At 66.0% G+C, this 11,828-nt stretch carries 9 protein-coding genes and 3 tRNA genes; 1 reads left to right on the forward strand and 11 read right to left on the reverse strand.

The annotated features are described in order from the left end of the window. Positions 1 to 103: 103 nt before the first annotated feature. From IRT45_RS28140 to IRT45_RS28155, 4 genes are all read right to left on the reverse strand, one after another. A complete protein-coding gene (locus IRT45_RS28140; protein ID WP_194808865.1) occupies positions 104 to 1,645 on the reverse strand; it encodes an FAD-dependent monooxygenase in 1,542 nt (513 codons plus the stop codon). Positions 1,646 to 1,711: 66 nt separating this feature from the next. Then, positions 1,712 to 2,776, reverse strand: a complete 1,065-nt coding sequence (locus IRT45_RS28145; protein ID WP_194808866.1) for a lipocalin-like domain-containing protein — start codon at positions 2,774 to 2,776, stop codon at positions 1,712 to 1,714. After that, on the reverse strand, positions 2,773 to 4,029 hold the full coding sequence (locus IRT45_RS28150) for an oxygenase MpaB family protein (protein WP_194808876.1): 1,257 nt from the start codon (positions 4,027 to 4,029) through the stop codon (positions 2,773 to 2,775). Before IRT45_RS28150 ends, IRT45_RS28145 begins: the two co-directional genes overlap by 4 nt. A gap of 6 nt (positions 4,030 to 4,035) precedes the next feature. Next, on the reverse strand, positions 4,036 to 5,829 hold the full coding sequence (locus tag IRT45_RS28155) for a multicopper oxidase family protein (RefSeq protein WP_194808867.1): 1,794 nt from the start codon (positions 5,827 to 5,829) through the stop codon (positions 4,036 to 4,038). 178 nt (positions 5,830 to 6,007) lie between these two features. Between IRT45_RS28155 and IRT45_RS28160 the strand changes: the two genes are divergently transcribed. Continuing rightward, positions 6,008 to 6,646, forward strand: coding sequence for a TetR/AcrR family transcriptional regulator (locus IRT45_RS28160; RefSeq protein WP_194808868.1), 639 nt, complete (start codon positions 6,008 to 6,010; stop codon positions 6,644 to 6,646). Positions 6,647 to 6,684: 38 nt separating this feature from the next. Here IRT45_RS28160 and IRT45_RS28165 read toward each other — a convergent pair. The 7 genes from IRT45_RS28165 to IRT45_RS28190 form a co-directional block, all read right to left on the reverse strand. Next, positions 6,685 to 6,757, reverse strand: a tRNA-Ala gene (locus tag IRT45_RS28165). 16 nt (positions 6,758 to 6,773) lie between these two features. Further along, positions 6,774 to 6,881 (reverse strand): DLW-39 family protein, encoded by a 108-nt coding sequence (locus tag IRT45_RS37200; protein ID WP_210743954.1) that lies wholly within the window; start codon positions 6,879 to 6,881, stop codon positions 6,774 to 6,776. A gap of 148 nt (positions 6,882 to 7,029) precedes the next feature. Next, positions 7,030 to 7,102: transfer RNA gene (locus tag IRT45_RS28170), tRNA-Ala, on the reverse strand. 33 nt (positions 7,103 to 7,135) lie between these two features. Next, positions 7,136 to 7,209, reverse strand: a tRNA-Ile gene (locus tag IRT45_RS28175). Positions 7,210 to 7,355: 146 nt separating this feature from the next. Beyond that, positions 7,356 to 8,330 carry a DUF3566 domain-containing protein gene (locus IRT45_RS28180; protein ID WP_194808869.1) on the reverse strand — a complete coding sequence of 325 codons (975 nt, stop codon included), beginning with the start codon at positions 8,328 to 8,330 and terminating at the stop codon, positions 7,356 to 7,358. A 79-nt stretch (positions 8,331 to 8,409) separates the two neighbouring features. After that, positions 8,410 to 10,908, reverse strand: coding sequence for a DNA gyrase subunit A (gene gyrA / locus IRT45_RS28185; RefSeq protein ID WP_194808870.1), 2,499 nt, complete (start codon positions 10,906 to 10,908; stop codon positions 8,410 to 8,412). A 73-nt stretch (positions 10,909 to 10,981) separates the two neighbouring features. After that, on the reverse strand, positions 10,982 to 11,828 hold an 847-nt coding region (locus IRT45_RS28190; protein ID WP_255535617.1), incomplete at its 5' end, for a toprim domain-containing protein.

Below are 11,828 nucleotides of genomic sequence, written 5' to 3' on the forward strand. Positions count from 1 at the left end.
GCACCTCGACGAACGATAGCTATTCGATGGTAGGCAGGCAGCACATCTGCCCGCTACTCGAAGTTACATATAACACGTCCGGTAGGACCTGCGGGAATCGCACTCACCGGCCGAACCAGCGAGTCAGCGCCGTCGTCATGCCGTCGACGCCGTCGGTGGCGGCCCAGGCGACATATCCGTCCGGACGGACGAGCACGCCGGCCGCCTCGCCGGCATCGGTCGCGTCCGAGGCGTCCAGCGGCTTCGCCGTGACGATCCGTATCCGGTTCTGCCACGGCGCCGCCGCGTCCCGCAGCTCCGCGGAGTCGGCGAAGTCGAACAGCACACCCTGGCCGGTGGCGAAGTGTTCGGCCACGCGAGTTCCGTCGGAGAGTTCGCGATCGGGAACTATGGTGCCGACCAGTTCGTGGTCGCCGCCCAGGTGGTAGCGGTGCAGGACGCCGGAGATCCGTTTGAACACGGTGGTCGCGCCGTCGCCGGTGGACAGCAGTTCGGATATCACCGCCCGCAACGCCTTACTGCGCCGATCCAGCCGCATGAGCGCGACCTGCGCCCGAGTCCATTCCAGCACCCAGGCGCCGATCGGATACCGCTCGGCGGTGTAGGTGTCCAGGAGCCGCTCGTCCATCCGGCCGGCGACGACCGCGGCCAGCTTCCAGCCGAGACAGACCGCATCGCCGATTCCGAGATTCAGGCCCTGTCCGCCGAACGGCGAATGCACATGCGCCGCATCGCCGGCGAGCAGCACGCGGCCCTTGCGATAGTCCGGCACCTGACGGGTGTTGTCGGTGAACCGGGTGGCCGAATGCACCGCCGAGACCCGCACCGGTACCCCGGCGACGCGGCGCAGGCTCGCCTCCAGCTCGGCGGCCGTGATCGGCGCGTCACGATCGACGGGCGGTCCGTCCAGTTCGACGGTCAGGAAGCGGCCGGGAGTCGGCCCGTAGACGTAGATGCCGTGCTCGGTGTCGTGCCAACCGAGCTGCAGCCCTTCGGTTTCCGACATCTCCACCACCGCCTGCCGCCCGGTGATCTCCGGCCCGATACCCGGGAAATCGAAGCCGGCGAGTTTGCGGACCGTGCTGCGTCCGCCGTCGCAACCCACCAACCACGAAGCGCGGACCTCGTCCGAACTGCTGTTGTCGTCGGTACAGCGCACCGTCACCGCGTCGCCGTGGTCGGTCAGATCGGTCAGGTGCACGCCCCGGCGCACCACCACGCCGAGTTCCGCCGCGCGCGCACCGAGAATCTCCTCGATGCCCTGCTGGCTCACCAGTACGGCCCGGCCCGCCGGCCCCACACCGGCGAAGGCCGGGTCTTCCGCGTCGATCAGGTCGAACGACAACATGATTCCCGCGAAATGGCCCGCGATCGGCGGCCGGTTCGCGGCGCTCGCCGTCGCACCGGTCAACGCCTTCATCCGCTCGACTGCCGCCTGCTGATGCGACAGCAACTCGGGCAACAGTCCGCGTCGATCGAAGGCCTGTGCCGTCGGCACATTGATCGCTCCGGCCTTGATGGTCCGATCGATCTCGGTCAGCCGTTCCACGACCAGCACCTCGACGCCGGCCAGCCGCAGTTCACACGCCAGCATCAGCCCGACCGGGCCCGCACCGGCGATCACCACATCGAATGTCTCGCTCATGACATCGACCCTGCCGCCGGTCGCTTGCAGCTCCCTTGCACCGCGAATGCGCGGCCCGCGCAAGGCTCAGGTGAGCGCCACCAATTCGTGCAAGGTGGTGCCGGTGCGCCGGACCGGTTCGGCCCCGCCGAGCACGGTCAGCTCGAAGGTGGATTCGAATCGGAAGTAGCCCGGATGACCGATCAACCTGTGCGCCAGCGGTTTCAGCAACCGGGTGCCGACCACCGGAATGTCGTCGAGGAGATCGTGGGCGTGGATCACCCGATCCACGGTCAGCCGCAACTCGACCTGGTCGGGTACCCGCACTTCGATCCATTCCGGATAGCCGCGCCCGGCGGTGGCGTCGAACCGCGCCGGCCCCTCCCGCAAGGTCGTCTCGCCGGTCGAGAGGACGATGCGGTCCCGGTGAGCCAGCATGAGCGGCGCGATCTCGTGCGCGCCGCGCCGCTGCTGGGTCAGCACATCGGCGAACAGCAGCGAATAGTCCTCGACATACAGCCGGCCCCAGTGCCAGCGCTCGATGATCTTGCGCATATCGCCGACGCCCCAGTTGTGGTCGGCGTAACCGCGACCGGTGACCGGCCGCTCGACACCGTCGATGGTCACGGTGCCGCTCACCCGGGCTCGCGGCGCGCCGACCACCCAGCCGAAGGAATCACCGCCACCGAAATGCGTTTCGCCCTGTCCCGGCATCCAGCTGGGCAGTTCGTTGTCGAAGCGCAGGTCGAATTCCAGACCGTCCTCGGCCAGGCGCAGATGGTGCGTCGGCAACCCGTCGGGCCGGAATTCGGTGTGGGCGCGGTTGTCTCCGATCCGCACATCACAGGATCGCGCATCGAACGACGCCTGCTTGCGGGGATATTTCCGCGAGACCTGCCGACGGGTGCCGTCCGGTTCGTAGACCATCAACTCGACCCAGGGACGCGCGTGCGGAAAATCCTCGGGACGGCGTTTGGTGAGGAATCCGACGACGGTATGTCCGCTGTCGAGATGTGCGTCGAAATACCAGTGCTCGAAGGCGAGCGAACTCGCCACGGGATGGAGTGCGTTGTGGCGCGGTTCGACCGTGGTGAGTTCGCCGTCCCGGCGGCCGGGACCGTTCCATGCCTCGACTATGGCTGTGTCGTTCATCGCCGCAACGCTCCGCTCGCATCGAATTCCGCTTCCCGGCCCTGCATTTGGGCGCGATACCAGTTCTCCCGGTGCCGGACCATCACCTTCTCGTGCAGCCGCCCGACCGGCGATATCCGGCGCACGAATTCCATGGCGGTGATCAGCGGGAGCCGCAGCACCGGAATCAGCAACCAGGGAAAGGCCGGGGGCATACGGTATTTGCGCCGGGTGCCGGGTGCCATGTACATCGCCGAATACACCGAGTTGATGCGGTAGTTGTAGGCCGCCCGCAACCGGCTCGCACCGCGGTGTTCGGGACGCGGGGCGAAGGCGGCGGGATAGGACTCGATCAATTCCGCGCCATGCGCACCGGCGTCGTAGGAACGCGAGGCGATCGTCATCGCCAGCACCCGCAGCGAATCGATCACCGTTTCTGGATGCCACTGCAGACGTACGCCCAGGAGATACCCCATATATCTCTGAAAGTGCAGCAGCGCACGAATTTCCGACGGCGTGGTCTGATAACCCAGCGCCCACAACCCGAGTCCGGGTGTCACACTGCCCGCGATCAGGGTCAGCAACTGATAGGTCTGGCTGATCGGCAGTCCCCACTTGTCGATATCCCATTCGGGATGACCGGCCACCCGCGCCCGCACCGACACGTGCATGACCCGGACCTTCAGTGCAGTGGCGCGCCCGGTCGACCCCGGCGTCAGCAGCGCATTCGGCTGCGAGACGTCCATCCAGAATCGGCAGGTCTCCAAATACCGGCGCAGCGCACTGTTTCCGGCGTATCCGCCCGCCAGCGACAGCGGAGTGGCGACCGCGGATTCGGTGTACATCTCCAGAGTTTCCGCACCCGCGAAGCTGAACAACATGGTGCCCCAGCGTCGCCAGATGGCCGCGCCCTGTTCGACCAGTTCCGGACGCACCCAGTCGGGCACGGTGTCGAACTCGGCGAACAGTTCGCGCATCGAATCCGGCGCCTCGGGAACGGCATCGATCCCTTCGGCCAAGGCCCGGTCCAGCAGAGCCCGGCCGGACGCCGAACCGCCGGGACCGTGCATCACCTCGGCGACGAATCGTTCGGCGACCGGATCACCGGCGAACAGATCCTCGGTGAGGGCCCGCGCCTGGTCGTCGGTCGGAAAGAGTTCGGCGCCGGTCACCTTCCGCACGATCGCCTCCAGCCGCTGAACGGCCGGCCGCTGCTTGGCCTCCCAATATCGGAAAGCACTGGGGCATCTCGAGGTTCGTAGTTGTGTCGTCATTCGCATTCACCGCACCGTTCGCAATCGCAGCATCATGTCGTGGTCCTCGTGATCGAGCAGATGGCAGTGCCAGACGAAACCGCGCAGATCCGCATCCTGATACGCGGCATGGTTCGCCGAATGCGCCGCGCCCGGCATCGGCGAACCCATCCTGGGAAACGGCGCGTCGGGATCGAATCCGAGTTCGTCGGCGGTCGGAAATCGCACCACGATGCGGGTGACGGTGCCGCCGTCGACTCGCACCACATCCTTGCGGCCGCTCTCCCACGGCGCCGGCGGCTGCGCCGGGCCCGCGAGGAAACCCTCCGGGTCCGGAGCCCAGCGGGTGCCGATCGCCGGTTGGGGATGAGCGAGTTGATAATCCACAGTCCGCAGCGGCGTCCGGCTCAGGATGCGGAAATCCACCAGGTGGATGTGGATGGGATGGGGATCGGGTGTGATGTTGACGATGTTCCACAGCTCGGTCGTGCCCTGCCGCGGCATCTCGATATCCGGATCCGAATAGCGCAGGTTGTTCAGCGACATGATCGCGGGCGGCATCCGCAGTTCATAGGGCTGGCTGATCGTGAGAATGCGCGACAGCGTCGGCGCCGGCACCGGCGGCAGCACCGCGGGCTGTCGCGGCCCGCCGCGCAGCGTCTGCGGCACCGGTCCGCGCCATCCCGTGCGATCCTCGGCGCGGAAGCGGCAGAACACCGGCATCGCGACCTCCCCGAGGATCGCCGCCTGGAACACCGGTTGTTCGTCGTTGCACAGGTCGACCGTCTCCCCCGGCGCGAGATCGGCGAAATCCACCAGCAGGTCGATTCGTTCGGCCGGAGCGAGCCGCAGATTACGCACCGGCACCGGCGCATCGAGCAGTCCGTGGTCGTTTCCGATCACCCAGAACCGCACCCGATTGCCGAAGAACAGGTTCCACGTACTGAACGAGGCGGCATTGATCGCACGGAACCGATACAGCCCACGCGCGACCGGCAGCTGCGGCCACACCACCCCGTTCACCACACCGACGTCGCCGACCGCACCGCCCTCCCACGAACCCGGCGGCACCACCGCTGTCGAACGCAGACTCTGACGGCCGTCGGGCGTGAACAATTTCTCCTGCAGCACCAGGGGTATTTCGAACTCCCCCGCCGGCAGCCCGAGCGGATTGTCCGGGGCTCCGGTGTCGAATTCGTCGCGCAGCAGCATCATGCCCGTCAATCCGGCGTAGACGTTCGCGCGGGTGATCCCCATCGCGTGATCGTGGTACCAGAGGTGACCGGCCGATTGCCGCAGCGGGAAGTCGTGATCGAGGTGCTGTCCCGGCATGACCAGGCGTTCGGGATGTCCGTCACTGGCGGGCGGCGTCACTCCGCCGTGCAGATGCAGCGAGGCCGGGACCGTGGTCCGGTAACTCTCCGGCACCCCGTGCAGCGTGGTGTCGATATCGGCCGCGAACGGATGGTCGCCGAGCCGGTTGTGGAACCGGACGGTGAGCGGGCGGCCGGCCTCGTGTTCGACGGTCGGGCCCAGGTACGTCCGGTCGTTGTATCCGAATGCGGGCACCGCGGGCAGATCGCGGTGAAAACGATGGCTGGTGGTGGTCGCGACGAGGTCCAGGTGACTCCCGGTGACGACGGGTGGCCGCGGAAGTTCGTCGACGAAGGGCCGCATCGGCGGCGAATGGAATATCAGCGGACTCTCGAACCCGCCCGGTGCGGGATCGGCGGTGGCCGTCGCCGCACGTCCGGCCATCGCGGTCGTCAGACCTGCGCCGAGACCGCGCAGCATCGCGCGGCGGCCGATCGGTCGATACATCCCTCGCACCTTCCGAGGTGACACCGATCGTCACCCGTCGCAGCGACCATACCATTGAGTACAGTGAACGGTACTCTTTTGAATGGTTCGAGGAGGTGCGTCGGGTGCGCGTCGAATTCCCAGCCGACCGGCTCCCCTACGATCGGGTCATGAACCTGGGCGACTCGGCGGTGAATGGATGACGACACCGAAGAAGGCCCCGGTCACCTCGAACAAAGCGGTATCCGAGAAGGCGGTATCCAAAAAAGCGGAGGCCCAACATCGCAACCGCGCACGGACGGCGCGGCTGTCGTACGACGACTGGGTGAACGGTGCCTTGGACCTGCTCGGGCGCGAGGGTGTGACCGCGATCCGGATTCCCCGGCTGTGCGAGGAACTGGGCGTCACCAAGGGCAGTTTCTACTGGCATTTCGACGATCTCGAACAGCTGATGGCCGCGATGGCCGACCGGTGGGGCGATATGCAGAGCGAAGCCGTGCGCGCCCTCTCCGTCTTGGATTCGATTCCGGTCGAGTCCCGCATCGAACAGATGGCGGCCATGCTGGTGGATCCGAAGCACTGGATGGTCGAGGCCTCGGTGCGGGAGTGGTCACGCACCGACGACACCGTGGCGGCGGCGGTCCGAGCCCTGGATCAGCGCATCTTCCGCACCGTGCAGACGGCGATGCTCGATCTGGGTTTCGAGCCGGTTCAGGCTCGGCTGCGCGCGGGCGCGATGGTGTATCTGGGAATCGGGCTGATCCACGGCCGCGACAATCTGCCGGCCCCGACGCCGGAGGAAGTACAGGCGGTCATCGACCTGCTGGCCCGGCCGTGAATGTTGTGGAGCTGGGTATGCGTGGAGCTGGGTATGCGTGGAGCCTAGGGGAATCGAACCCCTAACCCCTGCCTTGCAAAGGCAGTGCTCTGCCAATTGAGCTAAGGCCCCGGTCGAGCGTGGCGGCTCAGCGCGCGGTCACCTCGTGCCACAGATCCGCCTCGCTCCGCTTGCGAACCTTGGTGACGGCGAAGACAACTGCGGCAATGACACCGATCGTCAGAAGAAGTTTCATGCCGTCCACCCTACTGTGCCGCATCGGCCCCGGCAGCCACGACTTCCGACGCCGACGAGGCGATACCGTCGGCGCTGCGTGATGTGGACCGGTGCGACCGGAACCGGCCGACAGTGATCGGATCCCCCCGGATCGTGAGAAGAAGAAGTGGAGCCTAGGGGAATCGAACCCCTAACCCCTGCCTTGCAAAGGCAGTGCTCTGCCAATTGAGCTAAGGCCCCCTCGGCCGTCGACGACGACCAGGTATGTGAATGTGGGCCTAGGAGGACTTGAACCTCCGACCTCTTCGTTATCAGCGAAGCGCTCTAACCGCCTGAGCTATAGGCCCGTGGTGTTCGTCTCGACATGTTGTCGTGACTGACTCGGTAGAGACTACACAACCCCCCGATTGCTCTCCAAAACGCCTGGTCAGAGCGCCCGTAAAGCACGAACGGCCGGTCCGGTGAGAACCGGCCGGCCGCACGTCGCGAGTCGTCAGTCCGGATCGGCCAGTGTCACCTGCACGCCGCCCACCAGATCGGTGCACTGGTTGTAGATGAACACACCCACCGTCGAGAGCGCGGTGAACAGCACCACGTTGATCAGGCCGATGACGGCCGCGTATCCGAAGACGCTGCCGGCGTCGATGATCGTCGTCGCCGAGGAGTTGTTGTCGTTCACCATGTCGGTGAAGGTGCTGTTCAGGCGGTCCCACACACCCATGCCGGACAGCACGATGTAGAGGAATCCGACCGCCAGCATCCACACGAAGAACATGGCGACGCTGATCACCAGCGACACCTTCAACGTCGACCACGGGTCGATATGGCGCACCTGCACGGTCGCGCGCAACGGCTCACCGCTGGTCACCGCCTGAGCGACCGCCGCCTGCGCGGCCGGCGAGACGGTCGGCGCCGCGGGCTTCACCGCCATCGGAACAGACTGTGCCGCACCGGCGTCCGCCTGCGGCATCGGATGACGCAGATCCGACAGATCGGGCAGATCCTTGATCAGTTCCGGGCGGGCGATGCTGCGGGTGGGTCCGTCGATGCCGACGGACTTCACCATCGCCGCTTCCTTGCGCGCCGCCTTGGCCGCGAGGTCGGTGGTGGTGCGGGCGTTCTTCACCCCGCCACCGAGACCGGTCTGCGGATTCGCCCGGCCCTGCACCGGGGCCTGGCCGGGGCGATTCAGATTCGACTGCGGCTCCCGCTGCGGCAGCTGCGACCACCCCTCCTCGAAGCGAGAACCACCACGACCGTCACCAGCCTCGGCGGCCTCCGGCGCCGAACCACCGGATTTCGCGGAATCGCCTTGCGACTCGGGGTTTGCGGGCGAACTACCCGAGCCGTTGTCGGCCGACGACCCCGACCGCGGCGCCGGCCGCGGCGGAATCGGTGACGGTGCGATCCGCTCGGTCACACCGTTGGCGTGGTTTCGCTCGTCGTTCGGCTGATTCGGAGTGGTCAATGCAGAATCCTTCGATCCGTCGTGGCGCCGCTGCTTGTGGAGAAATTACCGCTTCCAGAACCTAACGCTAATCCGAGCCTCAGGCCTCTTCTTCACCGGAAACCTGGTCGGGCTCATCAGCGTTACGAGCGATCGCCAGCAAGGTATCGCCCTCGCCGAGGTTCATCAAACGCACGCCCTTGGTCTGCCGGCCCGCCTTGCGTACCTGATTCGCCGCCGTCCGGATGACACCGCCGCCGGACGTGATGGCATAGAGCTCGTCATCGTCGTCGACGATGAGCGCTCCGACCAGACTGCCACGCTTCGGGTCGTACTGAATCGTCAACACACCTTTACCGCCGCGGCCCTGTGCGGTGTACTCCTCGATCGCGGTGCGCTTGGAGTATCCGCCCGCGGTCGCGACCAGCAGATAGGTGCCGTCGCGAACGACGTTGAGCGACAACAGCTCATCGTCGGCGTTGAACCGCATTCCCTGCACGCCCGAGGTCGCGCGGCCCATGGGACGCAGCACCTCGTCGTTGGCGGTGAACCGGATCGACTGTCCGTGCGCGGACACCAGCAGCAGATCGTCGTCGGCCGAACACAGTGCGGCGCCGACCAATTCGTCGGCATCGCGCAGATTCACCGCGACGATGCCGCCGGTGCGGTTGGAGTCGAAGTCGGTCAGTTTCGACTTCTTCACCAGGCCGTTGCGGGTGGCCAGCACCAGATACGGAGCGTCCTCGTAGGTCTTGATCCGGATGACCTGGGCGATCTTCTCCTCCGGCTGGAACGCCAGCAGGTTGGCCACGTGCTGGCCGCGCGCCGTCCGGTTGGCCTCGGGCAACTCGTAGGCCTTGGCCCGGTAGACCCGGCCGAGGTTGGTGAAGAACAGCAGCCAGTCGTGAGTCGAGGTCACGAAGAAGTGCTTGACCAGATCGTCCTGTTTGAGGCCCGCACCCTGCACACCCTTACCGCCGCGCTTCTGGCTGCGGTACAGATCGGTCTTGGTGCGCTTGGCATAGCCGGTCGCGGTGATGGTGACCACGACGTCCTCGCGAGCGATCAGATCCTCGTCGGCGACGTCACCGTCGGCCGCGACGATCTTGGTGCGGCGGTCGTCGCCGTACTTCTCGACGATCTCGGCCAGTTCGTCGCGCACGATGGCCCGCTGACGTTCCGGCTTCTCCAGGATGTCCTTCAAATCGGCGATCTCGGCCTCGATGCGGGCCAATTCGTCGATGATCTTCTGCCGCTCCAGGGCCGACAGGCGCCGCAGCTGCATATCGAGGATGGCGGTCGCCTGGATCTCGTCGATCTCGAGCAGTTCCATCAGGCCGGTGCGCGCGGTGTCGGTGTTGGCCGAACGCCGGATCAGGGCGATGACCTCGTCCAGCATGTCCAGCGCCTTGACCAGGCCGCGCAAGATGTGCGCCCGCTCCTCGGCCTTGCGCAACAGGTAGCGGGTGCGCCGGACGATGACGTCCAACTGGTGATCGACGTAGAGCCGGATCATCTGGTCCAGCCGCAGGGTGCGCGGCACACCGTCGACGATCGACAGCATGTTGGCGCCGAAGCTGGTCTGCAGCTGGGTGTGTTTGTAGAGGTTGTTCAGCACCACCTTCGCCACGGCGTCGCGCTTGACCGTGACCACGATCCGCATACCCGCGCGGTCGGAGGACTCGTCGTGGATATCGGAGATACCCGCGATCTTGCCGTCCTTGACCTGCTCGGCGATCGAGTTGATGAAGTTGTCGGTGTTGACCTGGTAGGGCAGCTCGGTGATGACGATCGTGGTGCGACCGCGATTGTCCTCCTCGATCTCCACCACACCACGCATCCGGATGGAACCGCGTCCGGTGGTGTAGGCGTCGTGGATCCCCTGGTTTCCTACGATCAGGCCGTAGGTCGGGAAGTCCGGACCCTTGACGCGCTCCATACACGCGGCGAGGGTGGTCTCCTCGTCGGCGTCGTAGTTGTCCAGCGCCCAGTAGATGGCGTCGGCCAACTCGTTCAGGTTGTGCGGCGGGATATTGGTCGCCATACCGACGGCGATGCCGTTGGACCCGTTCATCAACAGGTTCGGCACCCGGCTGGGCAGAACCACGGGCTCCTGGGAGCGGCCGTCGTAGTTCGGCGTGAAATCGACCGTCTCGTGGTCGATTTCGCGGAGCAGCTCCATCGCCAGCGGGGTGAGCCGGCACTCGGTGTACCGCATGGCGGCCGCGCCGTCGTTACCGCGGGAACCGAAGTTGCCCTGCCCGTCGACCAGCGGATACCGCAGTGACCACGGCTGCGCCATACGCACCAGGGTGTCGTAGATCGAGGCGTCGCCGTGCGGGTGGTAGTTACCCATGGTCTCGGCGACCGGGCGCGCGGATTTCACATAACCGCGGTCGGGCCGGTAGCCGTTGTCGTACATCGCGTAGAGCACGCGCCGGTGCACCGGCTTGAGGCCGTCGCGCACATCCGGCAGCGCGCGGCCCACGATCACGCTCATCGCGTAATCGATGTAGCTGCTCTGCATTTCGTTCTGGATGTCGACCGGCTCGATCCGGTCGCCCGCACCACCGTTGGGCGGCAGCGTGGTCTCGGTCATGAAGTCTCCTTAGAGGGCCTGTGCATAAGGGCTCGGCATGTGGACGGGCGCGCAGTGCGCTGCGCAGCGCCGGCTACACGTCGAGGAAGCGGACGTCCTTGGCATTGCGGGTGATGAAGCTCCGGCGCGCCTCGACGTCCTCACCCATCAGCACGGAGAACAACTCGTCGGCCGCGGCCGCGTCGTCCAACGTCACCTGACGAAGCACCCGCACCGAAGGATCCATGGTGGTTTCCCACAGCTCCTTGGCGTTCATCTCGCCGAGACCCTTGTAGCGCTGGACGCCGTCGTCCTTGTTGATCTTCTTACCAGCGGCCAGTCCGGCCTCCAGCAGACCGTCGCGCTCGCGGTCCGAGTAGGCGAACTCCGGATCCGAGCGCTGCCACTTCAGCTTGTACAGCGGCGGCTGGGCGAGGTACACGTGCCCGTGTTCGACCAGCGGGCGCATGAAGCGGAACAGCAGGGTGAGCAGCAGGGTCGAGATGTGCTGGCCGTCGACGTCGTCGTCGGCCATCAGCACGATCTTGTGATACCGCAGCTTCGAGATGTCGAACTCGTCGTGGATACCGGTGCCGAAGGCGGTGATGATCGACTGGACCTCGTTGTTCTTGAGGACTCGGTCGATACGCGCCTTCTCGACGTTGATGATCTTTCCGCGCAGCGGCAGGATCGCCTGATACATCGAGTCGCGACCGGATTTCGCCGAGCCACCGGCGGAGTCACCCTCGACGATGTAGATCTCGGACTTGCTCGGATCCTTGGACCGGCAGTCGGCCAGCTTGCCCGGCAGCCCGCCCAGATCGGTCGCGCTCTTGCGCCGGACCAGCTCACGAGCCTTGCGGGCGGCGACGCGGGCCTGCGCGGAGGACACCGCCTTCTGCACGATCGTCTTCGCGTCGGCCGGATTGGCCTCGAACCAG

The organism is Nocardia sp. BSTN01, assembly GCF_015354405.1.
Classification (GTDB): domain Bacteria; phylum Actinomycetota; class Actinomycetes; order Mycobacteriales; family Mycobacteriaceae; genus Nocardia.